This window comes from Paraburkholderia susongensis, from assembly GCF_900177725.1.
Taxonomy (GTDB): Bacteria; Pseudomonadota; Gammaproteobacteria; order Burkholderiales; family Burkholderiaceae; genus Paraburkholderia; species Paraburkholderia susongensis.
The window spans coordinates 29,803-55,921 of the sequence record NZ_FXAT01000003.1; the positions used below are offsets into that span (position 1 = coordinate 29,803).

The following is a 26,119-nucleotide window of genomic DNA, read 5'->3' on the forward strand; positions in this document are numbered from 1 at the left end:
TGCAGGCTTGCTGACGCGTGCGGCTTGAGCTACATCAATAAAGTGTCGCAATACGGTTCTTCGTCGGGAGCATTCCTATGTCGGAAGTCGGTTCGGCGGTACTGGTGTTCGCGCTACTGCTGGTCGCAACCGGCATCGGCGTCGGCGTGCGGCCGCTTCTGCCCGAAGAGCACAAGGCGCACGAGACCGTGCAACTCATCCAGCTCGTGATCGGCATGCTCGTGACGTTCGCCGCATTGGTGCTCGGTTTGTTGACCGCGTCGGCGAAATCGAGCTTCGACACCGCGTCGAACGATCTGCGCACCTACGCGGCCGAACTCATCGAATTCGATACGACGCTGCGCGAGCTAGGCAGCGCCACCGACGAATCCCGGCACCTGCTGCGCCAGTACACGGCGGCGGCGATCGCGTCGACGTGGCCGCAGGAGCCGGCGCCGTCCGGCGACTATCCGCGCATTGGCACGCAGGACAACTCCAGCCACCTCGAGAACGTGCGGCTCGGCGACATGCTCACCTCGGTAGGCCGGCAATTGCGGGAACTGCGCGCGCACGATTCGCTACAGCAACGCGCGCTCGACGACGCGTTGACGCAGTACCGGCGCGTCGTCGATGCGCGCTGGAAGATCATCGAGGAAGCGCACAGTTCGATTTCGCAGCCGTTCTTCAAGACGCTCACGTTCTGGCTCGGCGTGATTTTTCTGAGCTTCGGGCTGATCGCGCCACGCAATGCGCTCGCGCTCGTGACGATCTCGCTGGGTGCGGTGTCGATTGCTTCGGCGATCTATGTAATCGTCGATCTGGATACGCCGTTCACAGGGCCGATTGTGATTTCGAGCATGCCGCTAAGAGATGCGCTCGAGCACTTGCGAAAGTGACGCGCGACTACCCGCCCAACCTGCTTCAGCAGATGCCGCGTGGGCTGCCGCACGCGGCCGTGAGTCCCGCCGCGCCCGCTCCGACTATCAAGCCGTCGTCCACCCGCCCGGACGGTTTCATGACGAATCGACAGCCGGATCTTTACAGCGCTTCCACATTTCGACTAATATCGAAACATGGAAACGAACCAGACCATTACCGCCCTCTCGGCACTCGCGCACGAATCCCGGCTCGCCGTCTTCCGCGCCCTCGTGCAGGCGGGGCCGCAGGGCTTGCCAGCCGGGCAGATTGCCGCGCTGCTGGACGTGCCGCCGTCGTCACTGTCGTTTCATCTGAAGGAGCTGGTCCACGCGCAGCTCGTCACGAACCGCCAGGAAGGCCGTTTCGTCTTCTATTGCGCGAACTTCGCGACGATGAACGGCCTGCTGGCTTACCTCACGGAGAACTGCTGCGGCGGCAATCCCTGCTCGCCCGCGTCAGCGTGTTCGACGTCAGGCGCGCGCCAATCGTGACACGCATTCGCGTGCCTCGCCCATGACCACGAACGTACTGATCCTCTGCACCCACAACTCCGCGCGCAGCGTGCTGGCGGAGGGCATGCTCAATCATTGGGCCGGGAAGCTCGGCAAAGACGTGCGCGCGTACAGCGCCGGCAGCGCGCCGAGCGGCCGGCTCAATCCGTTCGCGCTGGAAGCGCTGACGGGCGCCGGCGTCGATGTCGACGGATACCGCAGCAAGAGCTGGGACGAATTCGTCGGCGATGGCGCACCTGAAATGCGCGTCGTCATCACGGTGTGCGACAGCGCGGCCGCGGAGACGTGCCCGTACTGGCCCGGCAGTCCCGTGAAGGTGCATTGGGGCTACGCCGATCCGTCGAACGCGCCGGGCGGCGACGAAGGCAAGCGGCTCGCGTTCGAACTCACGCGCGAGGCGCTCGGCTACCGCATGCTGCAGTTGCTGATGCTGCCGCTCGATCGCCTGAGCAACGCCGAACTCCAGGCGGCCTTGACCGACATCTCGCAAAACTGAGCGTTCGCATCGCGGCACGCACGAATCAGGGTGCCGCCTGCGTCTCCAAGACTCCCTGTCCCATGAACACGTCCAACGTCATCCCGCCTCGAAAGGCCGTTGCAACGCCTTCCATCAATTTCTTCGAACGCTATCTGACGGTCTGGGTGGCGCTGTGCATCGTCGCCGGGATCGCGCTCGGCCAGGTGCTGCCCGGCCTGTTCCGGCAGATCGGCCGGATGGAATACGCGCAGGTCAATCTCCCGGTCGGGCTACTGATCTGGGTGATGATCATCCCGATGCTCGTCAAGGTCGACTTCGGCGCATTGCACGAAGTGCGTCGGCACGTCAAAGGCATCGGCGTCACGCTCGTCGTGAACTGGCTCGTCAAGCCGTTCTCGATGGCGTTCCTCGGCTGGCTGTTCATCCGGCATCTGTTTGCGCCGATGCTGCCGGCCGGGCAGCTCGACAGCTACATCGCCGGGCTGATCCTGCTGGCCGCCGCGCCGTGCACGGCGATGGTGTTCGTATGGAGCCGGCTGACGGGCGGCGATCCGCTGTTCACGCTGTCGCAAGTGGCGCTGAACGACAGCATCATGGTGATCGCCTTCGCGCCGCTGGTCGGCCTGCTGCTGGGCATGTCCGCGATCACGGTGCCGTGGGCGACGCTGCTCACGTCGGTCGTGCTCTACATCGTCATCCCGGTGATCCTCGCGCAGATCTGGCGCAAGCGGCTATTCGCGAAGGGACAGGCGGCGTTCGATGCCGCGATGGCAAGGATCGGCCCCTGGTCGATCGCTGCATTGCTCGCCACGCTCGTGCTGCTGTTCGCGTTCCAGGGCGAAGCCATCCTGAAGCAGCCGCTGGTGATCGCGCTGCTCGCGGTGCCGATTCTGATTCAGGTGTGCTTCAACTCGGCGCTCGCTTACTGGCTCAATCGCGCCGTGGGCGAGAAACACAACATTGCGTGCCCGTCGGCGCTGATCGGCGCATCCAACTTTTTCGAGCTGGCCGTCGCGGCCGCCATCAGCCTGTTCGGTTTCCATTCGGGCGCGGCGCTCGCCACCGTCGTGGGCGTGCTGATCGAAGTGCCGGTCATGCTGCTGGTGGTACGCATCGTCAACCGGTCGAAAGACTGGTACGAACGGACTTGAGCAAACAGGAGAGCCCATATACATGAACATGACCGACATCACGATTCATCGCAACCCGAATGGCGCAAGGGCGATCGACGTGGAGGGCAGGCATGTCTGAGCGCCTGGATGACCTGCCGCAACTCGACACCGCATCGTTCCGGGTGCCGGACGCCGGCCAGTTGCGGCCAGCGTCGCCATCGGCCCATCCGCCCCGGTTCCTGCTCCTGTACGGTTCGCTGCGCGAGCGTTCGTTCAGCCGCCTGCTGGCCGAAGAAGCCGCGCGCCTGCTCACGGCGATGGGCGCCGAGATCCGCGTATTCAATCCGAGCGGCCTGCCGCTGCCCGACGATGCGCCGGAGAGTCACCCGAAGGTCGTCGAGTTGCGCGGGCTGGTGCAATGGTCGGAAGGCATGGTGTGGTGCTCGCCGGAGCGGCACGGCGCGATGACCGGCATCATGAAGTCGCAGATCGACTGGATTCCGCTGTCGATGGGCGCTGTTCGGCCGACCCAGGGAAAAACGCTCGCCGTCATGCAGGTCAGCGGCGGCTCGCAGTCGTTCAACGCCGTGAACCAGATGCGCGTACTGGGACGCTGGATGCGCATGCTGACCATTCCGAACCAGTCGTCGGTAGCCAAGGCGTATATGGAATTCGACGAAGCAGGCCGGATGAAGCCCTCGGCCTATTTCGACCGTGTCGTGGACGTGATGGAGGAACTGGTCAAGTTCACGTTGCTGACCCGGGACATCGGCCCCTATCTGGTCGACCGGTATAGCGAACGCAAAGAAAGCGCCGAGGAACTCTCGAGACGAGTCAATCAACCTCGCATCTAGGATTGGCTATTGGGCTGCCGTGAGGGCGCTCGATCAACTTTCGTCGCGACGTATCAGGTCTGCTCCGGCGTATTCGATCAATGGATGTCGTGGCGAATCAACAAGTGGCCCGATAAACACATATGGGTAAAGAAAAAGCCCGCTCTTCATGGAAGTGCGGGCTTCTGCCAACGAAAAACTGTTTTAGTCAGATTTAGAACGGAATATCGTCGTCCATCTCATCAAACCCGCCGCCAGCCGGCGCGCTCGGACGGCTCGCACCACCGCCGCCGCCACCACTGCTGCCGCCACGCGAGCCGCCACCCGACGTCGCGCGACCGCCACCACCGCCGCCGCCACGCTCCGCTGGCTCGCCGCGGCTATAACCGCCTTCGTCGCCGCCCATCGACGCGCCGCCGCGGCCGCCCAGCATCTGCATCTGTTCAGCGACGATTTCGGTCGAGTAGCGATCGGTGCCGTCCTGCGCCTGCCACTTGCGCGTGCGGATGCGCCCTTCGAGGTACACCGACGAGCCCTTCTTCAGATATTCCGACACGATTTCCGCGAGGCGGCCGAAGAACGCCACGCGGTGCCATTCGGTCGCTTCCTTCATCTCGCCGGAAGCCTTGTCCTTGTAACGGTCCGTCGTCGCAAGGCGGATGTTCGCCACTGCGTCGCCGCTCGGAAGATAACGGACTTCCGGATCAGCTCCGAGATTGCCGACGAGAATGACCTTGTTCACGGATGCCATGAGTTTCTCCTGTTGATTCCATTGCAGGCGGCGCGGCACTGCGCGGTTCGCGTCTCATGGCCGGCAGCCCCGAGACCAGAAAAGCGCCTCTGCCCGCCGCCGGGTGAGTTCTGGATGATTCGGGACGTGCCCCGAGTACGCTGTCTTATGCCTTGCGCGGCGGCTGTTTCATCTGTGCGGCGATTATAAGCCAGCAGAACACCAGCCCAGAGCACGCGAAGAACACCGCGCTCTGGCCATCCACCTTCAGCAGCCAGCCGCCGACCACGCCGCCCAGCGCAAGACCGATCGACTGCGTGGTGTTGTACACGCCGACCGCCGCGCCCTTGCGGGTGCCGGGCGCGAGTTTCGACACCAGCGAAGGCTGCGAGGCTTCGAGAATGTTGAAGCCCAGAAAGTAGATGAAAAGGATCGCCGCCACACTGAGAATCGTATGCGGTGCAACGCCCAATAACAACTGGCCGATCAGGATAAGACTGATGGCCGAGAGCAGCACGGCCTTCATCTTGCCGCGCTTTTCCGCGGCGATGATCGCCGGCACCATCATCACGAACGACAGGCCCATCACCGGCAGATACACCTTCCAGTGCGACGCGACCGGCAGGCCGCCCGCTTCGAGAATGCGCGGCACGACGAGGAACAGCGCGGTTTGCGTCGCGTGCAGCGCGAGCACGCCGAAATTCAGGCGCAGCAGCTCGACGTTATGCAGCACTTCGGCGAACGGCGCGCGCACGTGCACGGGCTTCGGCGCATCGGGCACGACCCACAGCACCACGCCGATCGCCAGAATCGCGAAGATGCCGACCAGCGTGAAGAGCCCGCTCATGCCGAGCCAGTGAAACACGATCGGCGCCCCGACGATCGCGACCGCGAACGATATGCCGATGCTGCCGCCGACCATCGCCATCGCCTTGGTGCGATGCTCCTCGGAGGTGAGATCGGCGATGAACGCCAGCACCGCGGACGACACCGCGCCCATGCCCTGAATGACCCGCCCGACGATGATCCACGTCATGTCGTGCGCGCCCGCCGCGACGAAGCTGCCGATCGCGAAGATCAGCAGGCCCGTCGCGATGACAGGCTTGCGGCCGACCTTGTCGGAAATCCAGCCGTAGAAGATGTAGAGCATCGACTGCGTGACGCCGTACGCGCCGAGCGCGATGCCGACGAGCAGCACGTTGTCGCCGCCGGGGATGGTCTTCGCGTAGATCGAGAACACCGGCATGATCATGAAGAGACCGAGCATGCGCAACGCGAAGATGGCGGCAAGCGACGCGGTCGCGCGCACTTCGGGCGCGCTCATGCGTGTGGAAATGGCGGACGGATTGGACATCGGAAGCGTTGTTTGAATGAGCTGGGCGGCACACCGCGCGGCGAGCCCGTGGAGACAGTCGCAGCCACGGCCCCGGCGCGGACGGCTCGCGGCATGGTCTGCGGGGCGGTTGCAAAGCCGGCCTATGAAGCCTGCCTACCAGGCCGGTCTGCAAAACCAGCCGCGCTGCCGCACCTCGCCCGACCGCACCGCACGTGGACACCGCACCTTGTACTCGCGGAAACCGGCCCCAGTTAGACCGCTTTCCCACGACGCCGAACCGCCGCCTTACAGCGCGCATCGAGCCTTGTTCCCGCTGTCAGGAAGCCGTAACGGCGGTCTGGAAAAGTCGTTATAGTAGCAGGTTTAGCCTCTTCCCCTTTCCGCAGTTCGTGGAATAAATCCGTGGAACAAATCCGTATTCGTGGGGCTCGCACCCACAACCTGAAGAACGTCAATCTCGACCTACCGCGTCACAAGCTCGTCGTTGTCACGGGCCTTTCCGGCTCCGGCAAATCGTCGCTGGCGTTCGACACGCTCTATGCGGAAGGACAGCGGCGCTACGTCGAAAGCCTCTCAGCCTACGCGCGCCAGTTCCTGCAACTGATGGAGAAGCCGGACGTCGATCTGATCGAAGGCCTGTCGCCGGCCATCTCGATCGAACAGAAGGCGACTTCGCACAATCCGCGCTCGACGGTCGGCACCGTCACCGAAATCCACGACTATCTGCGCCTGCTGTTCGCGCGCGTGGGCACGCCCTACTGCCCCGATCACGAGATTCCGCTCGAAGCGCAAAGCGTCTCGCAGATGGTCGACACGGCGCTCGCGCTGCCCGAAGAAACCCGGCTCATGATCCTCGCGCCCGTCGTGGCGGACCGCAAGGGCGAGCACACCGAACTGTTCGAAGACATGCAGGCGCAGGGCTTCGTCCGCTTTCGGGTGCGCTCGGGCGGCGGCACCGCCAACGAAGGCGCGGCGAAAATCTACGAAGTCGACTCGCTGCCGAAGCTCAAGAAGAACGACAAGCACACGATCGACGTCGTGATCGACCGTCTGCGGGTGCGCCCGGACATGAAGCAGCGCCTCGCCGAATCGTTCGAAACGGCGCTGCGTCTCGCCGACGGCCGCGCGATCGCGCTCGAAATGGATACGGACAAGGAACACCTGTTCAGCTCCAAGTTCGCCTGCCCGATCTGCTCGTATTCGCTGCAGGAACTCGAACCGCGCCTCTTCTCGTTCAACAACCCGATGGGCGCGTGCCCCGAATGCGACGGCCTCGGCCAGATCACGTTCTTCGATCCGAAGCGGGTGGTCGCGCATCCGTCGCTGTCGCTCGCGGCGGGCGCGGTGAAGGGCTGGGACCGGCGCAACCAGTTCTACTTCCAGATGCTGCAGAGCCTCGCGGCGTTCTACGACTTCGACATCGACACCGCGTTCGAAGACCTGCCCGAGAAAGTGCGCAAGATCCTGCTGTACGGTTCGGGCAAGCAGGAGATTCCGTTCTCGTACATCAACGAGCGCGGCCGCACATCGGTGCGCGAGCACGTGTTCGAAGGGATCATCCCGAATCTGGAGCGGCGCTACCGCGAAACCGATTCGGCCGCGGTGCGCGAGGAACTCGCGAAGTATCAGAACAACCAGCCGTGCCCGGCCTGCGCGGGCACGCGCCTGCGCCGCGAGGCGCGCTTCGTGCGCATCGGCACAGATAGCGACGCGCGCGGCATCTTCGAGATCAGCGGCTGGCCGTTGCGCGATGCGCTCGGCTATTTCCAGACGCTGCACCTCGAAGGCTCGAAGCGCGAGATCGCCGACAAGGTGGTCAAGGAAATCGTCGCGCGGCTGATGTTCCTCAATAACGTCGGGCTCGATTACCTGTCGCTCGAACGCAGCGCGGAAACGCTCTCGGGCGGCGAGGCGCAGCGCATCCGTCTCGCCTCGCAGATCGGCTCGGGGCTGACCGGCGTCATGTATGTGCTCGACGAGCCGTCGATCGGCCTGCATCAGCGCGACAACGACCGGCTCATCTCGACGCTCAAGCATCTGCGCGATCTCGGCAACTCGGTGATCGTCGTCGAGCACGACGAAGACATGATCCGCATGGCCGACTACGTGGTCGACATGGGTCCGGGAGCGGGCGAGCATGGCGGCATGGTGATTGCCGAGGGCACGCCGAAGGAAGTACAGCGGAACCCTGCGTCGCTGACCGGGCAGTACATGTCGGGCGCACGCACGATCGAATTCCCCGACGAGCGCAAGGAGCCCGACGAGCGGCGCCTGCGCATCGTCGAGGCGCACGGCAACAATCTGCACAACGTGACGCTCGATCTGCCGGTGGGCCTGCTCACCTGCGTGACCGGCGTGTCCGGCTCGGGCAAGTCGACGCTCATCAACGACACGCTCTATCACGCGGTCGCGCATCACCTGTACGGTTCGGCCACGGAGCCGGCGCCGTACGAGTCGATCGAGGGTCTCGAGCATTTCGACAAGGTCATCAACGTCGACCAGTCGCCGATAGGCCGCACGCCGCGCTCGAATCCGGCCACCTACACGGGCCTGTTCACGCCGATCCGCGAACTGTTCGCGGGCGTGCCGGCGGCCAAGGAACGCGGCTACGATCCGGGCCGCTTCTCGTTCAACGTGAAGGGCGGGCGCTGCGAATCGTGCCAGGGCGACGGCGTGCTGAAGGTCGAAATGCACTTCCTGCCCGACGTCTACGTGCCGTGCGACGTCTGCCACGGCAAGCGCTACAACCGCGAAACGCTCGACGTGCAGTACAAAGGCAAGAACATCAGCGAAGTGCTCGACATGACGGTCGAACACGCGTACGAGTTCTTCAAGGCCGTGCCGGTCGTCGCGCGCAAGCTGAAAACCTTGCTGGACGTGGGTCTCGGCTATATTCGCCTTGGCCAGTCGGCTACCACGCTGTCGGGCGGCGAGGCGCAGCGCGTGAAACTCTCGCTGGAACTGAGCAAGCGCGACACCGGTCGCACGCTATACATCCTTGACGAACCGACCACCGGCCTGCATTTTCACGACATTGCGCTGTTGCTGGAGGTGATCCACCGGTTGCGCGACCAGGGTAATACCGTCGTGATCATCGAACATAATCTCGATGTAATCAAAACCGCCGACTGGGTCATCGATCTCGGTCCCGAAGGCGGCGCGGGCGGCGGGCAGATCATCGCCCAGGGCACGCCGGAGCAGATCGCGAAATCGAAGGCAAGTTTTACCGGCAAATATCTGGCGCCGCTTCTGAAGCGCACCGCCAGCGCAATGTAACGCTGCACATCACGGGTTGGAGACGGAATAAGCCATGGCCAAGCGGAATCAGGCGCGCGACGACGGGCAGGTGCAAGACCTGCGGCCACGCCCGGTCAGGCTGACGAGCGACATGAGCCTGCCGAAGCTGTCGGCGGTCGAAATCGGCAGCTACGTGCTGATGCTGTTCGGCATGTGGGCGGTGATCGAACTGAAGCTGCTCGGGGCGCTGCTCGCCGGGCTGCTCGTGTTTCAGCTCGTGCAAACGATCGCGCCGCGCATCGAGCGCCACATGTCGAGCAAGCGGGCGCGCTGGCTCGCGGTGGTGATCCTGTCCACGGTGATCGTCGGCGCGCTCACGGGGCTCACGCTCATCATCATCGAGCACTTCGAAAACGACGTGCCGAGCGTGCAGAAGCTGCTCGATCAGGCGATGCAACTGATCGACGAGGCACGCGGCAGGATTCCGCAGTTCATCGCCAACTATCTGCCGGTCGACACCGAGCAGATGAAAGCCCGCGCCGCGGAACTCATGCACACGCACGCGAACATGCTGCAGCAAGGCGGCACGACCGCGGCGCGCGGGTTCACGCACGTGCTGATCGGCATGATCATCGGCGCGATCATCGCGGTCGGCGCGCAGAAGCATATCCAGCGGCTGCCGCTATCCACCGCGTTCGTCACGCGCGTGACGCGCTTCGCCGACGCATTCCGCCGCATCGTGTTCGCGCAGGTCAAGATTTCCGCGCTCAACGCGGTGTTCACCGCGATCTTCCTGCTCGTGATCCTGCCGATCTTCCACGATCAGTTGCCGCTGTCGAAAACGCTGGTGATGATGACGTTCATCGTCGGCCTGCTGCCGGTGATCGGCAATCTGATCTCGAACACGATCATCGTCGCGGTCGCGCTGTCGGTGAGTTTTCCGGCGGCGGTCATGTCGCTCGTGTTTCTGATCCTGATTCACAAGCTCGAATACTTCCTGAACGCGCGGATCGTCGGCGGACAGATCGAGGCGCGCGCGTGGGAATTGCTGATCGCGATGCTGGTGATGGAAGCGGCGTTTGGGATTGCCGGCGTCATCGCGGCGCCGATTTTTTATGCGTATATCAAGCGGGAGCTGATTTATTTGCGGCTGGTGTGAGCGTGAGGGGCTGGAAAGAGCGGGCGGGTAGTCAAGCCCAGTAGCTCAAGCCCAGCCGTTCAAGCCTGGTGGTCATGCCCGTCGTCAAACCGGGCAGTCAGAATCAGCACTCTCCTCGGGCGGAAAATTCAGGTAGCTGAGCGAAGCGGCACTACGGTGCCGCTTTTTTTTGCGCTTCATCTGGGGAGGCACTCTCGGCGTGCTTCCTGACAGAAAACTTGCGGCAGATCGCGCAAGCCCCTAAGATGCGAACAATTCCCATTTACAATCAGTCCGCATCGTGACATTCCGATCGAATTTCCGCTCGAAGTTGCACCCGGGTTTCCGCTTTTCTCCGCCGGTTCGCGCATGAGACGCCAGTTCGTCCGTCTGCACCGCTGGTTCGGTGTCGCCACCGCGCTATTTCTGTTCGTCGCCGGACTTACGGGGGCGATCATTGCGTGGGACCACGAACTCGATGCCGCACTGAACCCGTCGTTCTACCAGGCCCGCACGGCAGGTCCGGTGCTGTCGAGCCTCGAACTGGCGAACCGCGTCGAAGCCGCCGACCCGCGCCTTCAGGTGACCTATCTGCCGCTCGCGGTCGAGCCCGGCCAGACGCTGCAGATGATGGTGCTGCCGCACACCGACCCTGCAACGAAGCAGCCCTACCCGCTCGGCTTCAACCAGATCGCCGTCGATCCCGTCACCGGCGGCATTCAGGGACGCCGCGAATGGGGCGCCGTCTCGCTCGCGCGGCTCAACCTGATCCCGTTCATCTACAAGCTGCACTACACGCTGCAACTGCCGTTCACCGGCGGCATCGACATCGGCACGTGGCTGATGGGGATCGTCGGCATCGTGTGGCTGTTCGATAGCGTGATCGCGCTGTGTCTGTCGTTTCCGAGCCTCAAAGCCTGGCGCAAGTCGTTCGCGTTCCGGTTAAAGCGCGGCGGCTACGCGCTCACGTTCGATCTGCACCGCTCCGGCGGCGTGTGGATCTGGGGCCTGTTGATGATCGTCGCGCTGACGTCGATCTCGATGAATCTGCCGTCGCAGGTGGTGCGGCCGATCGTCTCACGGCTATCGACGCTCACGCCCGATCCCATCAACAACCCGGAAATCCTGCGCGCGCCGCAACCCGGCGATCAGGCGCTGAGCCGCGAGCGCATCGTCGAGTTGGCCGGGCAGGCCGGCCGCGCGATGCATCTCGCCGCGCCGCCGGGCGGCCTCTACTACGCCGAATTCCTGCACACGTACGGCGTCGGCTTCTACACGCCGGGCAACGATCACGGCGACATCGGCCTCGGCAACCCGTGGCTGTACTGGGACGCCGCCACCGGCAAGCAGCTCGCCGCGCAGATTCCCGGCAAGGGCTCGGCCGGCGACATCTTCATGCAGGTGCAATTCCCGCTGCACTCGGGGCGCATCCTCGGTCTCGGCGGGCGGATCCTGATCAGCGCGGTGGGCATCGCCGTGGCCGTGCTGAGCATCACGGGCCTGCTGATCTGGCTGAAGAAACTGAACGCGCGCCGCCGCTCTGCGCAAAACGCGAATCTTGCGCGGGACGCGAGCGGCGCGGCGGCGCGCTCATAGGGCAATCAGGGGAATGAATGCGCCGGCATCGACCGGCGCATTTTTTTAGCGGAACACCACCGTCTTGCTGCCGTTCAGCACGACGCGGTGCTCGACGTGCCACCTGACCGCGCGCGCGAGCGTCACGCACTCGACGTCGCGGCCGATCGCCGTGAGTTGCTCCGGCGTCATGCTGTGGTCCACGCGCTCGACTTCCTGCTCGATGATCGGACCTTCGTCGAGATCGGTCGTCACGTAGTGAGCGGTTGCGCCGATCAGCTTCACACCACGGTCGAACGCCTGGTAGTACGGCTTCGCGCCCTTGAAGCTCGGCAGGAACGAGTGGTGAATGTTGATCGCGCGGCCAGCCAGCGCTTCGCACAGTTTCGGCGACAGAATCTGCATGTAGCGCGCGAGCACCACGAGATCGGCCTGATGCTCGTTGATGACTTCGAGCACGCGCGCTTCCTGTGCGGCCTTCGCATCCGGTGTGCCGCCGAGCAGCGGGAAGTGATGGAACGGAATGTCGTAGCTCGCGGCGAGCTGATAGAACTCCTTATGGTTCGAGATAATCGCCGGAATGTCGATATTGAGCTGACCGGTGCGGTAGCGGAACAGCAGGTCGTTCAGGCAATGGCCGATCTTCGACACCATGATGACGACACGCGGCTTCGCGTTCGCGTCGTGCAATTCCCAGCTCATGCCGAACTGTTCGGCGAGCGTCACGAACGACGCGCGCAACGCGTCGAGCCCCGGGTCGCCGCCTACCTGCTGAAAATGCACGCGCATGAAGAACTCGCCGGTGCGGCTGTCGCCGAACTGCGCGGAGTCGAGAATATTGCTGCCACGTTCGAACAGAAAGCCGGACACGGCGTGAACGATGCCGGGCCGGTCGGCGCACGACAGTTTGAGGATAAAGCTGTGATCGGTCGACATGACCTGGGTGACTCCCTTCTTCGATGCGTGGTTTGTTTCAGTGCGTACTGGCTGCTGATGTGAGTTGCTTCACGGTGCTTCGGATTGCTTCGCATGCGGCGGCGCGAACAGCGCCTCGATGCCAGCGCAAGCGTCCTCGTCGATCCAGCGGCGGCGCAGCAGGCAATCGAGCGTCGCGAGGCTCGCGTCCACCGTCATCGCACCCTCCTCGACCCAGCGCGCCACTTCGTCGATGCGCGCAAGGCGGTGCTCGCCCACTTCGCCGTCCTGATTGCGTGGCGCGAAATCCGCGGGCAGCGCGAGGTCGTAGATGAAAATCTGTTCGGCCTGCGTGCCTTCCGGCAGCGACTGCAGCACGTGCGCCGTGCGGCCCGCGACCGCGCGCTCGGCGATTTCCGCAGGAATGCCGGCTTCTTCCCAGCACTCCTTGACGATTGTCTCGCCGATGCCGAAGCCCCAGCCGATCCCGCCCGCGACGACATTGTCGAGCATGCCGGGGTCGGTCGCCTTGGTGTCGCTGCGGCGCGCGATCCACAACTGCGGCACGCCAGCCGCATATTCTACGACGCCGTTCAGATGCACCGCGTAGGTCATCGTGCCGAAGAAGCGTGACGCCGCGCGCTCGATATAGGCGAGCGGCGGCGCGTCGAACGCGTTGCGGATCGCGTAGGTCTCGTCGCGCCAGCCGGGAATGCGTCCTTCGGCGGCGAGCGCGCCGATCACGGAAGCAAGCGCCGCGCTGCGCAGTTCGACCGTATCGAACATGGGGGCGAGCGTCACGCCGCCGCTGGCGGTGCCGCTGTCCCCATCGATTTCGAACACGTCGGGCCAGCGCTCGAGCAACGGCACGTCGCCCTCGCGAATCCAGCCGACCTGTTCGGCGCCGATCCTGAACGGGCGATGCGCGTTGGCGTCGAAGCGGCGCGCGGCGGTGATGCAAGGCAAAGTCATCGAAAACTCCAGACTGTCCGCGCCGGGGCGAACCGAAGCAAAGCAGAAGCGGGCGCGTGAGCGGCGCGCTCAGTCGCGCAACGCGACGCGAATCCCGATCGCGATGAACGTCGCGCCAGCCACGCGATCGAGCCACACGCCCACGCGCGGACGACGCCTGAGCCAGCCGCCGATGATCCCCGCGCACACGCCGAACAGCGAAAACACCACGACCGTCTGCAGCATGAAGAGCGCACCGAGCTCGAGCATCTGCACCGCCACGCTTTGCGCGCCGTGCGGCTGCACGAACTGCGGCAGGAACACGACGAAGAACAGCGTCACCTTCGGGTTCATCAGATTGCCGAGCACGCTCTGGCGGAACACTGCGGAAAGTGGCTGCGGCGGACGCTGGTGCGCAGTCGCGAGACCCTGGCTGCGCAGCGCCTTGATGCCGATCCACACCAGATACGCGGCGCCCGCGAGCTTGATCGCCTGGAACGCGAGCGGCGACGAACGCAGCAACGCGGCAACGCCGAGCGCGGCGAGCGTCGTGTGAAACGTGATGCCGGCGGTGAAGCCGAGCGCGGCGACGAATCCGGCCGCGCGCCCCTGCGAAATGCCGCGCGCGAGCACCTGCAGATTGTCCGGACCGGGCGCCACGGTGATCGCGATCGACGTGGCGAGAAACAGCAGGAAATTGGGCATCGTGGTGACCTTCTCGTTGTGACCTTCTCGTTTCTCGTTATCAGGCTTGTGAGCCTCGTGCGCTCTCAATGACCGCCGAAACTCGTCACCGTGTAAAGCGCGAGCCCGCCTTCGCCGAGCAGCTTCGAGCCGCCCAGATCGGGCAAATCGACGATCGCCGCGCCTTCCACGACGACCGCGCCGAGCCGTTCGAGCAGCAGCTTGCCAGCCATCATCGTGCCGCCGGTCGCGATCAGATCGTCGACGATGATGACGCGATCGCCCGGCTCGCACGCATCCTCGTGAATCTCGACGGTCGCGGTGCCGTATTCGAGTTCGTACGATTGCGAGATCCGCTTGTACGGCAGCTTGCCCGCCTTGCGGATCGGAATGAAGCCGAGACTCAGCTCGTGCGCGACGATCGGCCCAATGATGAAGCCACGCGCATCGAGCCCGGCGACGTAATCGAGCTTCGCATCGATATAGCGCTGCACGAACAGATCGATCAGCACGCGCAGCGACTTCGGCTCGCGCAAAAGCGGCGTGATATCGCGGAATTGCACGCCCGGCTGCGGCCAGTCGGGCACCGTGCGAATGTGACTTCTGACGTAGTCGGCCGCATCGAGCGGCGCACTCTCGAGCGCGTTGGACATGATGTCTCCGGATGGACCTCGACGGGTCCGGTGAAAAGCTTGAATCAGGGCGGCCCGGGCCAGCTTGCGTCAGGGACGCGCGTAGAGTGCTCGCTTCAGGCCGCGGCGGCGCCCGGGCGGCGATGTTTCGAGAGCCGTTCCTCGGCTTGCGCCAGTTGTTCGGGCAGACCGCGCAACACCACGATGTCGCTCGCCCGCAGTTTCGTCGACGGGTCCGGCTCGACGCCGCGAATGCCGTGCCGGCGGATCGCGGTCACCTCGACGCCGAGCTCGAACAGGCCCAACTCCGCGAGCGTGCGGCCCACCGCGTCCGCGCTGGCGTCGACCGGAACCGATTGTAGCCGCACCTGTTCGTGGCTGTCGTCATCGTCGACGTCATCGGCGCCGTGGAAGTAGCCGCGCAGCAGCGAATAGCGCTCGTCGCGCATCTCCTCGACGCGCCGCACCACGCGCCGCATCGGCACGCCCATCACGACGAGCGTGTGCGAGGCGAGCATCAGGCTGCCCTCGACGATCTCCGGAATCACCTCGGTCGCGCCGGCGGCCAAGAGCTTTTCCAGATCGGAATCGTCGACGGTGCGCACGATGACCGGCAGCGTCGGCTCCATCTCGTGGATGTTGTGCAGCACGCGCAATGCCGAGGGCGTATTCGCGTAAGTGATCGCGACCGCGGCCGCGCGGTGCAGGCCCGCCGCGAGCAGCGACTCGCGCCGTCCCGCATCGCCGAACACGACCGATTCGCCGGCCGCCGCGGCGGCCGCGACGCGGTCCGGGTCGAGGTCGAGCGCGACATACGAGAGCCCTTCGTGCTCGAGCATGCGCGCGAGGTTCTGCCCGGCCCGTCCATAGCCGCAAATGATGACGTGGCCGCTCTGCTTCAGGCTTTGCGTCGCGATGCGCGTCATCTGCAACGACTGCATCATCCATTCGGTCGACGACAGCCGCAGCACGATGCGGTCGGCGTTCTGGATCATGAACGGCGCGGCGAGCATCGACAGCAGCATCGCCGCGAGAATCGCCTGCAACAGCGTCGCGTCGACGAGATGCCGGTCGAGAATCAGGTTCAGCAGCACGAAACCGAACTCGCCCGCTTGCGCGAGGCCGATACCGGTGCGCATCGCGACGCCCGGCGTCGCGCCGAAAAGCCGCGCGAGGCCGGTGATCATTACCGCCTTCAGCAGGATCGGCCCGACGAAAAAGCCCAGCACGATGAGCGGATGCTCCCAGATCACACGCGGATTGAGCAGCATGCCGGTGGTCACGAAGAAGAGCCCGAGCAGCACGTCGCGAAACGGCTTGATGTCCTCTTCCACCTGGTGCCGGTACGGCGTCTCGGCGATCAGCATGCCGGCGATGAACGCGCCGAGCGCGAGCGAGAGGCCGAACTTGTCGGTGATGAACGCGGCGCCGAGCGTGACGAGCAGCAGGTTCAGAATGAACAGCTCCTGCGAGCGGCGCCGCGCAACCACGTTGAACCAGCGCGTCATGAAGCTTTGCCCGACGATCAGCAGCAGCGCCAGGGCCACCACGATCTTGATCGCCGCCACGCCGAGCGCGCTGACCAGATTCTCCGAACGCCCGCCGAGCGCGGAAATGATGATGAGCAGCGGCACCACGGCCAGATCCTGAAACAGCAGCACGCCGAAAATGTTGCGGCCATGCTCGGTTTCGATCTCGAGCCGCTCGGCGAGCATCTTGCTGACGATCGCCGTCGACGACATCGCAAGCGCGCCGCCCAATGCGACGCTCGCCTGCCACGTGATATGCACCCAGCGCTCGAGCACGAAGCCGAGCGACACCGCCACCGCAACCGTGCCGATCACCTGCAGGAGGCCGAGACCAAACACGAGCCGGCGCATCGAGCGCAGCTTGGAGAGCGAAAACTCGAGCCCGATCGAGAACATCAGGAACACGACGCCGAATTCGGCGAGGTTCTGCGCGCCCGCTGAATCGGGAATCAGGCCGAACGCATGCGGCCCGACGATGATGCCGACCGTCAGATAGCCGAGCATCGGCGGCAAGTTCAGAAAGCGAAAGATCACCACGCCCGCCACCGATGCCAGCAGCAGGAACAACGTCATTTCAAGCGGGGAAATCATCGGCAAAAACGCATGGGTGAAGCGTCCTCGTTCGTCAACGGAACCCGTGCACGGGAGCACCGTGCGACATGGTTGAGGGGCCGGTAAAAAAACGCTAAAGGGCTGGTAAAGGGGCTGGCGAAAGGCTGGTGCAGCCAGCGGCTTGGCACAGCAGGCCCGGCGCGGCGAACAGGCGCCTTTGCTATACTCCGCGCATGATAGCGAAAATCAATGACGACAGGGCGCTTGCGCTTGCTCGCGACGTGCTCGACATCGAAGCGGACGCCGTGCGCGCGCTTCGCGACCGGCTCGACGGCGGCTTCGTCGGCGCGGTCGATCTCATCCTGGGTTGCCGCGGGCGTGTCGTCGTCTCCGGCATCGGCAAGTCCGGCCACGTGGCCCGCAAGCTCGCGGCCACGCTGGCAAGCACCGGCACCCCCGCGTTCTTCGTGCATCCCGCGGAAGCGAGTCATGGCGACCTCGGCATGGTCACCTCCGACGACGTGTTCCTCGCACTGTCCAATTCCGGAGAAACCGAAGAACTCGTGGCGATCCTGCCGCTCATCAAGCGGATCGGCGCGAAGCTGATCGCAATGACAGGCCGCCCGGGCTCGAGCCTCGCGCAGCTTGCCGACGCCCATCTGAATTCCGGCGTCGAGAAGGAAGCCTGCCCGATGAATCTCGCGCCCACCGCGAGCACCACCGCCGCGCTCGCGCTCGGCGACGCACTCGCGGTCGCGGTGCTCGACGCGCGCGGCTTCGGCCGCGACGATTTCGCGCGCTCGCATCCGGGCGGTGCGCTCGGCCGGCGCCTGCTCACTTATGTGCGCGACGTCATGCGTACCGGCGACCAGTTGCCGCAGGTCACGCCCGAGGCCACCGTGAGCGATGCCCTCTTCCAGTTGACCGCGAAGCGCATGGGCATGACCTCGGTCGTCGATCACGACGGCCGCGTGACCGGCATCTTCACCGACGGCGACCTGCGCCGCGTGCTCGAACGCGACGGCGATTTCCGCCGGTTGCCGATCGCCTCGGTGATGACCGCCAGCCCGCATACCATCGGCCCGGATCAGCTCGCGGTGGAAGCCGTGGAACTGATGGAGCGCTATCGCATCAATCAGATGCTGGTCGTCGACGCAACGGGCAAGCTGATCGGCGCGCTCAACATGCACGACCTGTTTTCGAAGAAGGTGATCTGATGGCCGCGACCCCTCCTACCGCTACTGAACGCGCAAGCCGCGTGAAGCTGATGATTTTCGACGTCGACGGCGTGCTGACCGACGGCGGCCTGCTGTTCACAGCGGAAGGCGACACGATGAAGGGCTTCAACTCGATGGACGGCCACGGCATGAAGCTGCTTCGCCAGGCCGGCATCGAGACGGCCATCATCACCGGGCGCAAGTCCGGCATCGTGGCGGCACGGGCGAAGGAAATGAACATCGCGCACGTCTACCAGGGCGTGCAGGACAAGCCGCAGGCGTTCGCCGACCTGCTCCGGCAGACCGGCGTCACCGCCGAAGAGTGCGGCTACATGGGCGACGACTGGGTCGACCTCGCGGTGATGCTGCGCGTCGGCTTCGCGGCGGCGCCGGCCAATTCGCATCCCGAGGTGATCGCGCGGGCGCATTGGGTCAGCGAGGCGCGCGGCGGTCACGGTGCGGCGCGCGAGGTCTGCGACACGCTGCTGCGCGCGCAGCACAAATATGAAGCACTGCTTGCGGCAGCGTGCAGCGGCGAGCAGCGGGGCCTCGTCGGATGAACCAGTTTCGCCTCACTTCGCTGATCCCGCTCGTCGCGATGGCGGCGCTCGCCGGCATCACGTGGTGGCTGCTGCAAGCCACCCTGCCGCGCAAGACCGACGACGAGGTGCGCCCCAAGGAGCACACGCCGGACTATTTCGCGGACAACTTCTCGGTGTCCGAACTCGACCAGTCGGGCGCGACGCAATACCGGCTGACCGCCCAATCGCTGATCCATTACGAGGACAACGAAATGAGCGACCTCGTCAAGCCGGCCATGCGTGCGTTCCAGCCCGGCAAGCCGATCGTGACCGCGACCGGCGACACCGGCACGGTCAACTCGGACGCGTCGATCGTCAATCTGTACGGCAATGCACGCATCCTGCGCGCGCCCGGCAACGGCGATCCGCAGATGCAGGCCGATTCGGAGCATTTCAGGGTACTCGTCAACGACGATGTGATCGAGACCGAAAAGCCAGTTAAACTTCAGCGCGGCATGTCGGTGATGACTGCCAGCGGCATGAAATACAACAATGTCACCCGGTTTATGCAATTGTTCGGCAATGTAAGAGGCGCAATCGCCGCGTCCGACGCCGGCAGCTAATCCAAGGCAACCCGGGTAATCCATTCCAGGCGTGATTGCATGAACGAATCGTTCCCCCGTTTTGATACCGGCCGCGCGCTATCCGCGTGCCGCGCCGGACTCGCCGCGCTCGTCGTCGCGCTGCCGCTCGCCGGCTTCGCGCCGCTTGCGCACGCGGACCGCGCCGACAAGGACAAGCCGCTCAACATCGAAGCGGACAACATGACTTACGACGACCTGCGGCAGGTCAGCATCTTCACCGGTCACGTGGTCGCCACCAAAGGGACGATCCTGATCAAGGCCGATCGTGTCGAAGTGTCGCAGGACCCGCAGGGCTACCAGTACGCCACCGGCACCTCGAGCGGCAGCAATCTGTCGTATTTCCGGCAGAAGCGCGAAGGTCTCGACGAGTACATCGAAGGCACGGCCGTGCGCATCGACTACGACGGCAAGCAGGATCTGACCACGCTAACGACGAACGCCACGGTGCGCCGCCTGCAGGGCATGTCGACACTGCTCGACCAGGTGCACGGCAGCGTCATCACCTACGACGGCCAGAACGACTTCTATACGGCGAAGTCCGGCAAGGACGTCGCCAGTCCTGGCAACCCGACCGGCCGTGTGCGCGCGATGCTGGCGCCGCGCAACGGCGGCGCCGCGCCGCTGACCGGCGCATCGGCCACGCTCGCGCCGTCCACCTCGATCCAGGGAGCGCCGAACCAGTGAGCACCATCAGCAGCACCATCACGCCCCTGCCCCATCGCAAGCCGGCCGGCACCAGCAGTTCGCTGGTCGTACGCAATCTGAAGAAGCGCTATGGCTCGCGCACGGTCGTCAAGGACGTGTCGCTCGACGTGAAAAGCGGCGAAGTGGTCGGACTGCTCGGTCCGAACGGCGCCGGCAAGACCACCTCGTTCTATATGATTGTCGGCCTCGTGCCGCTCGACGCCGGCGAAATCGATCTGGACGGCAAGTCGATCAGCCTGCTGCCGATCCATAAACGCGCGTCGCTCGGCCTGTCGTATCTGCCCCAGGAAGCTTCGGTGTTCCGCAAGCTCAGCGTCGAGGAAAACATTCGCGCGGTGCTGGAATTGCAGCACGAAGAAAACGGCAAGCGGCTCAGCAAGGACGCCATCACCACGCGCACCGAAGCGCTGCTCGACGAACTGCAGATCGCGCATCTGCGTGAGAATCCGGCGCTGTCGCTGTCGGGCGGCGAGCGCCGCCGCGTGGAAATCGCCCGCGCTCTCGCCACCAACCCGAGCTTCATTCTGCTCGACGAACCGTTCGCGGGCGTCGATCCGATCGCCGTGCTGGAAATCCAGAAGATCGTCAAGTTTCTCAAGCAGCGCAATATCGGCGTTCTGATTACCGACCACAACGTGCGCGAAACGCTCGGCATTTGCGATCACGCGTACATCATCAGCGACGGCAGCGTGCTCGCCGCCGGCGCGCCCAGCGAGATCATCGAAAACGAAAGCGTGCGGCGCGTCTATCTGGGCGAGCACTTCCGCATGTAAGCGCACAACGGGTCCCCAGCCGCACGAGCGCGTGCGGCTGGCCCTTTTTTGCGGCACCTGCACATCCCTCGCGCATTCATTTCCACACGGCGCCGGCTCGCGCCTCGCATCGCGCGAAAACGCGCGCACGCGTAATTGCGGGTGCCGCAATGTATCGCGGTCGTGGCAAACTCTCTACAATGAGTCTCAACCTGCCATGAAAGCCAGCCTCCAACTCCGCCTATCGCAGCATCTTGCGCTGACGCCGCAACTGCAGCAGTCCATCCGGCTGCTTCAGTTGTCGACGCTCGAACTGCAGCAAGAAGTCGCCACGGCGATCTCGCAGAATCCGCTCCTCGAAAACGAGGACGAATGGATCGCGAGCCCGTTGCGGGTGGCAGCCGACGGCTCGGTAATCGCCCAGGCACCAGGTGCTTCCGCGCCGTCCGATCCGATGTCCGGCAACGGCTCGTCTTCGTCGGAAGGTTCGGGCGAGCGCGCCGAAAACGGCGAACCGCGGGGTGTCGACGAATACAACGGCCTCTCGGGCGACGGCAACAGCGAGTCGTCGCAATGGAACCTCGACGACTACGGCCGCTCCGGCAGCGCCTCGGAAGACGACGATCTGCCGCCCCTGCAAATTCACGAGTCGAGCACCTCGCTGCGCGATCACCTGATGGCGCAACTGCGCGTCACCCAGGCGAGCCAGCGCGACCGGGCGCTCATCACGTTCCTGATCGAATCGCTCGACGACGACGGCTATCTCGTCGCCACGCTAGAAGAAGTGCTGGCCGATCTGCCCGAAGAGCTCGAAGTCGATCTCGACGAACTGAATGCCGCGCTTGCACTGCTGCATAGCTTCGACCCGGCCGGGGTCGGCGGGCGCTCTGCATCCGAATGTCTGAAGCTGCAACTGCTGCGGCTCGATCCTTCGCCCACGCGCACGCTCGCGCTAGACATTGTCGGCCATTACCTGGAGTTGCTCGCCGCGCGCGATTTCACGCGTCTGCGCAAGCACCTGAAGGCCAGCGACGACGACCTGCGTGACGCGCACATGCTGATCCGCTCGCTCGAGCCGTTTCCCGGCGCCGCCTACGGCAAGGCCGAAGCGGACTACGTCGTGCCCGACATCATGGTGCGCAAAACGGCACAGGGGTGGCAGGCCGAGCTGAATCCCGAAGTCGTGCCGAAGCTGCGCATTAACCATCTATACGCGAATATTCTGCGCAATAACCGGGGCGATCCCGGCAGCGGATCGTTGCGCCAGCAACTTCAGGAAGCGCGCTGGCTGATCAAGAATATCCAGCAGCGTTTCGAGACGATCCTGCGGGTTGCGCAGGCGATCGTCGAGCGTCAGAAGAGCTTTTTCGTGCACGGCGAAATTGCCATGCGCCCCTTGGTTTTGCGGGAGATTGCTGATACGCTGGGCCTACACGAGTCGACTGTCTCGCGTGTGACAACCGGCAAATACATGCTGACCCCATTCGGGACGCTGGAATTCAAGTATTTCTTCGGTTCACACGTATCGACCGACACGGGCGGCGCAGCCTCCTCCACGGCTATTCGCGCGCTGATCAAACAACTGATAGGAGCGGAAAACCCGAAATCGCCACTTTCAGACAGTCGCATAGCCGAACTGCTGGCGGAACAGGGCTTCGTGGTCGCACGGCGTACCGTTGCGAAATACCGTGAGGCGCTCAAGATCCCGGCAGTCAACCTGCGCAAGTCTCTGTAGCCCGCCGCGTTTTGCAGCGGGCATTTACCGGCCGCTCCGCAACTGGCGGACAGGCCGGCCGATGCGACCTGCCAGATGTCAGTCACCGGGGGGCGACACAGGCAAGCCGTCAGATCGACCGGACCTTTGCCATTGTGCGGAACAAGCGGCCATTAGCTTGGAGAAGCACTATGAATCTCAAGATCAGTGGACACCACCTCGAAGTAACGCCTGCGTTGCGCGAATACGTGATCACCAAACTGGATAGGGTGCTAAGACATTTCGATCAGGTCATCGACGGCAGTGTGGTCCTCTCGGTCGACAACCATAAGGAAAAGGACAAGCGTCAAAAGGTTGAAATCAACCTCCATCTGAAGGGTAAAGACATTTTCGTCGAGAGTTGTGACAGTGATTTGTACGCTGCGATCGATCTGGTGATCGACAAGCTCGACAGGCAGGTGATACGCCACAAGGATCGTCTGCAAGGACATCAGCACGAAGCGATCAAGTATCAGCCGGCGCCGCAACAGGACGTGCCGCCGCAATAGGAGAAATTGGAGGGAATTCCTCATTTCCCTGAAGTTCGTCAAATCGTCCTCGAACCGCCCGCAACCGGGCGGTTTTTCGTTTCGAGACCCTGTTTTCCGGCTGTCGCGTCAGCCCGCCGCTCGCCGTTTTCGCCGTGCTTTGCGCGATGCGGCACGTATCGCGCCGCAAGCAGTGAAAAACCTGATATGCATAGATGGCGCGCCGCACCATCGGCCGCCACCCTGTTCTATAATGTTCCGGTTACCATCGGGGTCAAGCCAGCTCTCACGAAATCCGGCCTGCGTCTCGCGCTTTGCGATTCTCACCGCACGTCTTCGCGAGCATCGAACGAATGGAACGCTACTTAAACGCCCCAGTGGGGAGAACCCAGGCCACGTTTTCGCCTGTCAACATGAATCGTTTAGCCAAATTTCTTCCCCTCGAGAACGTCGTCATCGGACTATCGGTCACCAGCAAGAAACGCGTGTTCGAGCAAGCGGGCCTGATCTTCGAGAACCAGAACGGCATCGCCCGCAGTACCGTCACTGACAATCTTTTTGCGCGAGAGCGCCTCGGCTCGACAGGGCTCGGTGAAGGCGTCGCGATTCCCCATGGGCGGATCAAAGGCCTCAAGCAACCGCTCGCCGCATTTGTCCGCCTCGCGGAACCCATCCCCTTCGAAGCGCCGGACGGTCAGCCGGTCTCGCTGCTGATCTTCCTGCTCGTACCCGAACAGGCCACCCAGCAGCACCTCGAAATCCTTTCCGAGATCGCCCAGTTGCTGTCCGATCGCGAGGCCCGCGAGCGCCTGCACACCGAAGAAGACCGCGAATCGTTGCATCGCCTGCTCACTCAGTGGCAACCTTGATGCAGCGGCGGTAGTCCCGCACGCACGCGAGTACGGCCCGGCAAGCGGCCCACACTGGAGTCACTGACTCATGGATACGTCCAGCATCAACGCCCAGAGCATTTTCGACGACAACGCAGCCATGCTGAAGCTCAGCTGGCTCACGGGGCATGAAGGCTGGGAGCGCGGCTTTTCCCTGGAATCGGTCGCCAACGCCACCTCGAGCGCCGACCTCGTCGGTCACCTGAACCTGATCCACCCGAACCGGATCCAGGTGCTCGGCGACGCCGAAATCGACTACTACAAACGCCAGACCGACGAAGACCGCTCGCGCCACATGGCCGAGCTGATCGCGCTGGAGCCGCCGTTTCTGGTGGTGGCGGGCGGCGTCGCCGCGCCGCCTGAACTGGTGCTGCGCTGTACGCGCTCGTCCACGCCGCTGTTCACGACGCCGACCTCGGCGGCCGCGGTGATCGACAGCTTGCGCCTCTACATGTCGCGCATTCTCGCGCCGCGCGCGACGCTGCACGGCGTGTTTCTCGACATCCTCGGCATGGGCGTACTGCTCACCGGCGACTCGGGCCTCGGCAAGAGCGAACTCGGGCTCGAGCTGATCAGCCGCGGCCACGGCCTCGTTGCCGACGACGCGGTCGACTTCGTGCGTCTCGGCCCGGACTTCGTCGAAGGGCGCTGCCCGCCGCTCCTGCAGAATCTGCTCGAAGTGCGCGGCCTCGGCCTGCTCGACATCAAGACGATCTTCGGCGAAACGGCGGTGCGCCGGAAAATGAAGCTGAAACTGATCGTGCAACTGGTGCGCCGTCCCGACGGTGAATTCCAGCGGCTGCCGCTCGAAAGCCAGACGGTCGACGTGCTCGGCCTGCCGATCAGCAAGGTCACGATCCAGGTGGCCGCGGGCCGCAACCTCGCGGTACTGGTCGAAGCGGCCGTGCGCAACACGATCCTGCAATTGCGCGGCATCGACACGCTGCGCGATTTCATGGACCGCCAACGCCTCGCGATGCAGGATCCCGACAGCCAGTTTCCCGGCAAGCTGATCTGAAACTGAGCCGAGCTGGCAGCGCCATGCAGCGCTCGCAGCGAAAGCCCGGCTGCGGGTACGCGCAAGGAGGCCAGATGCTATGATGAAATCTACGGTTTCGACGACTCCATGCGCATAATCCTGATCACCGGTATCTCCGGCTCCGGCAAGTCGGTTGCCCTGAACGCGCTTGAAGACGCGGGCTATTACTGCGTCGACAATCTGCCGCCGCGTTTTCTGCCGCAACTTGCCAGCTATCTCGCCGAGGACGGACAAGCCCGTCTCGCGGTCGCGATCGACGCGCGCTCCGGCTCGTCACTCGACGAAATGCCCGCGATGATCCGCGACCTGAAGCGCTCGCACGACGTGCGCGTGCTGTTTCTGAGCGCGAGCACGCAGTCGCTGATTCAACGCTTCTCCGAGACGCGCCGCCGTCATCCGCTATCCGGCTCGCCCGCGCACGACGCAGACGTGGGACTGCTCACCTCGCTTGCGGAAGCGATCGAGCACGAGCGCGAACTGGTTGCGGGCCTGGCCGAATTCGGCCATCAGATCGACACCAGCAATCTGCGCGCGAACGTGCTGCGCGCGTGGGTCAAGCGCTTCATCGAGCAGGAAGACGCGGGGCTCGTGCTGATGTTCGAGTCGTTCGGCTTCAAGCGCGGCGTGCCGCTCGACGCGGATTTCGTATTCGACGTACGCACGCTGCCAAACCCATACTACGATCATGAACTGAGGCCGCTCACCGGCCTCGACCAACCGGTGATGGATTTTCTCGATGCGCAGCCGGTCGTTCACGAAATGATCGACGACATCGAGAAGTTTCTCTCCAGGTGGCTGCCGCATTTCCGCGACGACAATCGCAGCTACCTCACTGTCGCAATCGGTTGCACGGGCGGCCAGCACCGCTCGGTGTTCATCGCGGAGACGCTTGCCGCGCGTCTCGCAACATCGGCGAATGTAATTGTGCGGCACCGCGATGCGCCGGTCGACGTCGGCGAATCATCGAAGCTGATCGCTTAACTGGCCGCATCGCGCGGC

Annotated in this window: 25 protein-coding genes; 18 read left to right on the forward strand and 7 right to left on the reverse strand. The window is 64.1% G+C overall.

The features are described from left to right. Window positions 1-77 precede the first annotated feature (77 nt). The 5 genes from B9Z01_RS09225 (at window position 78) to arsH (ending at window position 3,853) form a co-directional block, all read left to right on the forward strand. Entirely contained in the window at window positions 78-875 is a 798-nt protein-coding gene (locus B9Z01_RS09225; protein WP_085482170.1) for a bestrophin-like domain, read from the forward strand. 177 nt (window positions 876-1,052) lie between these two features. Next, window positions 1,053-1,388, forward strand: a complete 336-nt coding sequence (locus B9Z01_RS09230) for an ArsR/SmtB family transcription factor (RefSeq protein ID WP_085482172.1) — start codon at window positions 1,053-1,055, stop codon at window positions 1,386-1,388. 22 nt (window positions 1,389-1,410) lie between these two features. Further along, window positions 1,411-1,905, forward strand: a complete 495-nt coding sequence (locus tag B9Z01_RS09235; protein ID WP_085482174.1) for an arsenate reductase ArsC — start codon at window positions 1,411-1,413, stop codon at window positions 1,903-1,905. Between the two features lie 62 nt (window positions 1,906-1,967). Beyond that, complete coding sequence (gene arsB / locus B9Z01_RS09240) at window positions 1,968-3,038, forward strand: ACR3 family arsenite efflux transporter (protein ID WP_085482176.1); 1,071 nt, start codon at window positions 1,968-1,970, stop codon at window positions 3,036-3,038. A gap of 92 nt (window positions 3,039-3,130) precedes the next feature. Beyond that, on the forward strand, window positions 3,131-3,853 hold the full coding sequence (gene arsH, locus B9Z01_RS09245; RefSeq protein WP_085482178.1) for an arsenical resistance protein ArsH: 723 nt from the start codon (window positions 3,131-3,133) through the stop codon (window positions 3,851-3,853). A 193-nt stretch (window positions 3,854-4,046) separates the two neighbouring features. On the opposite strand, the gene B9Z01_RS09250 is transcribed toward arsH, so the two are convergent. Together B9Z01_RS09250 and B9Z01_RS09255 are read right to left on the reverse strand one after the other, a co-directional pair. Then, the gene (locus tag B9Z01_RS09250; RefSeq protein ID WP_085482180.1) at window positions 4,047-4,583 is read right to left on the reverse strand and encodes a single-stranded DNA-binding protein; all 537 of its coding nucleotides are present in this window, start codon (window positions 4,581-4,583) and stop codon (window positions 4,047-4,049) included. A 145-nt stretch (window positions 4,584-4,728) separates the two neighbouring features. After that, on the reverse strand, window positions 4,729-5,916 hold the full coding sequence (locus B9Z01_RS09255) for an MFS transporter (protein ID WP_143808880.1): 1,188 nt from the start codon (window positions 5,914-5,916) through the stop codon (window positions 4,729-4,731). A gap of 384 nt (window positions 5,917-6,300) precedes the next feature. Between B9Z01_RS09255 and uvrA the strand changes: the two genes are divergently transcribed. From uvrA to B9Z01_RS09270, 3 genes are all read left to right on the forward strand, one after another. Beyond that, window positions 6,301-9,174, forward strand: a complete 2,874-nt coding sequence (uvrA, locus tag B9Z01_RS09260; protein WP_085482184.1) for an excinuclease ABC subunit UvrA — start codon at window positions 6,301-6,303, stop codon at window positions 9,172-9,174. 34 nt (window positions 9,175-9,208) lie between these two features. Next, on the forward strand, window positions 9,209-10,294 hold the full coding sequence (locus B9Z01_RS09265) for an AI-2E family transporter (protein ID WP_085482186.1): 1,086 nt from the start codon (window positions 9,209-9,211) through the stop codon (window positions 10,292-10,294). Between the two features lie 348 nt (window positions 10,295-10,642). Next, window positions 10,643-11,869, forward strand: a complete 1,227-nt coding sequence (locus tag B9Z01_RS09270) for a PepSY-associated TM helix domain-containing protein (protein WP_085482188.1) — start codon at window positions 10,643-10,645, stop codon at window positions 11,867-11,869. Window positions 11,870-11,914: 45 nt separating this feature from the next. On the opposite strand, the gene purU is transcribed toward B9Z01_RS09270, so the two are convergent. From purU to B9Z01_RS09295, 5 genes are all read right to left on the reverse strand, one after another. Next, window positions 11,915-12,784: a formyltetrahydrofolate deformylase gene (gene purU / locus B9Z01_RS09275; RefSeq protein WP_085482190.1), complete on the reverse strand. Its 870-nt coding sequence runs from the start codon at window positions 12,782-12,784 to the stop codon at window positions 11,915-11,917. Window positions 12,785-12,853: 69 nt separating this feature from the next. Next, window positions 12,854-13,735, reverse strand: a complete 882-nt coding sequence (locus B9Z01_RS09280) for an NUDIX hydrolase (RefSeq protein ID WP_085482192.1) — start codon at window positions 13,733-13,735, stop codon at window positions 12,854-12,856. Between the two features lie 69 nt (window positions 13,736-13,804). Then, the gene (locus B9Z01_RS09285; protein WP_085482194.1) at window positions 13,805-14,419 is read right to left on the reverse strand and encodes a LysE family translocator; all 615 of its coding nucleotides are present in this window, start codon (window positions 14,417-14,419) and stop codon (window positions 13,805-13,807) included. 65 nt (window positions 14,420-14,484) lie between these two features. Beyond that, complete coding sequence (locus B9Z01_RS09290; protein WP_085482196.1) at window positions 14,485-15,051, reverse strand: adenine phosphoribosyltransferase; 567 nt, start codon at window positions 15,049-15,051, stop codon at window positions 14,485-14,487. A gap of 95 nt (window positions 15,052-15,146) precedes the next feature. After that, entirely contained in the window at window positions 15,147-17,150 is a 2,004-nt protein-coding gene (locus B9Z01_RS09295) for a monovalent cation:proton antiporter family protein (protein ID WP_085482198.1), read from the reverse strand. Between the two features lie 194 nt (window positions 17,151-17,344). On the opposite strand from B9Z01_RS09295, the gene kdsD reads away from it, so the two are divergent. The 10 genes from kdsD to rapZ all read left to right on the forward strand — a co-directional run bounded on the left by kdsD (window position 17,345) and on the right by rapZ (window position 26,101). Beyond that, window positions 17,345-18,328, forward strand: a complete 984-nt coding sequence (kdsD, locus tag B9Z01_RS09300; protein WP_085482200.1) for an arabinose 5-phosphate isomerase KdsD — start codon at window positions 17,345-17,347, stop codon at window positions 18,326-18,328. Beyond that, window positions 18,328-18,888: a KdsC family phosphatase gene (locus B9Z01_RS09305; RefSeq protein WP_085482202.1), complete on the forward strand. Its 561-nt coding sequence runs from the start codon at window positions 18,328-18,330 to the stop codon at window positions 18,886-18,888. Before kdsD ends, B9Z01_RS09305 begins: the two co-directional genes overlap by 1 nt. Beyond that, window positions 18,885-19,472, forward strand: coding sequence for an LPS export ABC transporter periplasmic protein LptC (gene lptC / locus B9Z01_RS09310; protein WP_085482204.1), 588 nt, complete (start codon window positions 18,885-18,887; stop codon window positions 19,470-19,472). The genes B9Z01_RS09305 and lptC overlap by 4 nt, the downstream gene beginning before the upstream one ends. 39 nt (window positions 19,473-19,511) lie before the next feature. Further along, window positions 19,512-20,177, forward strand: coding sequence for a lipopolysaccharide transport periplasmic protein LptA (gene lptA, locus B9Z01_RS09315; protein ID WP_085482206.1), 666 nt, complete (start codon window positions 19,512-19,514; stop codon window positions 20,175-20,177). A 17-nt stretch (window positions 20,178-20,194) separates the two neighbouring features. Beyond that, complete coding sequence (gene lptB, locus B9Z01_RS09320; protein WP_143808909.1) at window positions 20,195-20,971, forward strand: LPS export ABC transporter ATP-binding protein; 777 nt, start codon at window positions 20,195-20,197, stop codon at window positions 20,969-20,971. A 196-nt stretch (window positions 20,972-21,167) separates the two neighbouring features. Continuing rightward, on the forward strand, window positions 21,168-22,685 hold the full coding sequence (locus B9Z01_RS09325; protein ID WP_085482210.1) for an RNA polymerase factor sigma-54: 1,518 nt from the start codon (window positions 21,168-21,170) through the stop codon (window positions 22,683-22,685). A 170-nt stretch (window positions 22,686-22,855) separates the two neighbouring features. After that, window positions 22,856-23,212, forward strand: coding sequence for a ribosome hibernation-promoting factor, HPF/YfiA family (hpf, locus tag B9Z01_RS09330; RefSeq protein ID WP_085482212.1), 357 nt, complete (start codon window positions 22,856-22,858; stop codon window positions 23,210-23,212). Between the two features lie 332 nt (window positions 23,213-23,544). After that, window positions 23,545-24,060, forward strand: a complete 516-nt coding sequence (locus B9Z01_RS09335; protein WP_085482214.1) for a PTS sugar transporter subunit IIA — start codon at window positions 23,545-23,547, stop codon at window positions 24,058-24,060. Between the two features lie 70 nt (window positions 24,061-24,130). After that, window positions 24,131-25,099, forward strand: a complete 969-nt coding sequence (hprK, locus tag B9Z01_RS09340; RefSeq protein WP_075295276.1) for an HPr(Ser) kinase/phosphatase — start codon at window positions 24,131-24,133, stop codon at window positions 25,097-25,099. A gap of 108 nt (window positions 25,100-25,207) precedes the next feature. Further along, window positions 25,208-26,101: an RNase adapter RapZ gene (gene rapZ / locus B9Z01_RS09345; RefSeq protein WP_085482216.1), complete on the forward strand. Its 894-nt coding sequence runs from the start codon at window positions 25,208-25,210 to the stop codon at window positions 26,099-26,101. The last annotated feature ends 18 nt before the right edge of the window (window positions 26,102-26,119 follow it).

Bases quoted from the DNA above. Each gene is read 5' to 3' on its own strand.
- B9Z01_RS09225 (WP_085482170.1), top strand. From the start codon at position 78: ATGTCGGAAGTCGGTTCGGCGGTACTGGTGTTCGCGCTACTGCTGGTC.
- B9Z01_RS09230 (WP_085482172.1), top strand. From the start codon at position 1,053: ATGGAAACGAACCAGACCATTACCGCCCTCTCGGCACTCGCGCACGAA.
- B9Z01_RS09235 (WP_085482174.1), top strand. From the start codon at position 1,411: ATGACCACGAACGTACTGATCCTCTGCACCCACAACTCCGCGCGCAGC.
- arsB (WP_085482176.1), top strand. From the start codon at position 1,968: ATGAACACGTCCAACGTCATCCCGCCTCGAAAGGCCGTTGCAACGCCT.
- arsH (WP_085482178.1), top strand. From the start codon at position 3,131: ATGTCTGAGCGCCTGGATGACCTGCCGCAACTCGACACCGCATCGTTC.
- B9Z01_RS09250 (WP_085482180.1), bottom strand. From the start codon at position 4,583: ATGGCATCCGTGAACAAGGTCATTCTCGTCGGCAATCTCGGAGCTGAT.
- B9Z01_RS09255 (WP_143808880.1), bottom strand. From the start codon at position 5,916: ATGTCCAATCCGTCCGCCATTTCCACACGCATGAGCGCGCCCGAAGTG.
- B9Z01_RS09265 (WP_085482186.1), top strand. From the start codon at position 9,209: ATGGCCAAGCGGAATCAGGCGCGCGACGACGGGCAGGTGCAAGACCTG.
- B9Z01_RS09270 (WP_085482188.1), top strand. From the start codon at position 10,643: ATGAGACGCCAGTTCGTCCGTCTGCACCGCTGGTTCGGTGTCGCCACC.
- purU (WP_085482190.1), bottom strand. From the start codon at position 12,784: ATGTCGACCGATCACAGCTTTATCCTCAAACTGTCGTGCGCCGACCGG.
- B9Z01_RS09280 (WP_085482192.1), bottom strand. From the start codon at position 13,735: ATGACTTTGCCTTGCATCACCGCCGCGCGCCGCTTCGACGCCAACGCG.
- B9Z01_RS09285 (WP_085482194.1), bottom strand. From the start codon at position 14,419: ATGCCCAATTTCCTGCTGTTTCTCGCCACGTCGATCGCGATCACCGTG.
- B9Z01_RS09290 (WP_085482196.1), bottom strand. From the start codon at position 15,051: ATGTCCAACGCGCTCGAGAGTGCGCCGCTCGATGCGGCCGACTACGTC.
- B9Z01_RS09295 (WP_085482198.1), bottom strand. From the start codon at position 17,150: ATGATTTCCCCGCTTGAAATGACGTTGTTCCTGCTGCTGGCATCGGTG.
- kdsD (WP_085482200.1), top strand. From the start codon at position 17,345: ATGATAGCGAAAATCAATGACGACAGGGCGCTTGCGCTTGCTCGCGAC.
- B9Z01_RS09305 (WP_085482202.1), top strand. From the start codon at position 18,328: ATGGCCGCGACCCCTCCTACCGCTACTGAACGCGCAAGCCGCGTGAAG.
- lptC (WP_085482204.1), top strand. From the start codon at position 18,885: ATGAACCAGTTTCGCCTCACTTCGCTGATCCCGCTCGTCGCGATGGCG.
- lptA (WP_085482206.1), top strand. From the start codon at position 19,512: ATGAACGAATCGTTCCCCCGTTTTGATACCGGCCGCGCGCTATCCGCG.
- B9Z01_RS09325 (WP_085482210.1), top strand. From the start codon at position 21,168: ATGAAAGCCAGCCTCCAACTCCGCCTATCGCAGCATCTTGCGCTGACG.
- hpf (WP_085482212.1), top strand. From the start codon at position 22,856: ATGAATCTCAAGATCAGTGGACACCACCTCGAAGTAACGCCTGCGTTG.
- B9Z01_RS09335 (WP_085482214.1), top strand. From the start codon at position 23,545: ATGGAACGCTACTTAAACGCCCCAGTGGGGAGAACCCAGGCCACGTTT.
- hprK (WP_075295276.1), top strand. From the start codon at position 24,131: ATGGATACGTCCAGCATCAACGCCCAGAGCATTTTCGACGACAACGCA.
- rapZ (WP_085482216.1), top strand. From the start codon at position 25,208: ATGCGCATAATCCTGATCACCGGTATCTCCGGCTCCGGCAAGTCGGTT.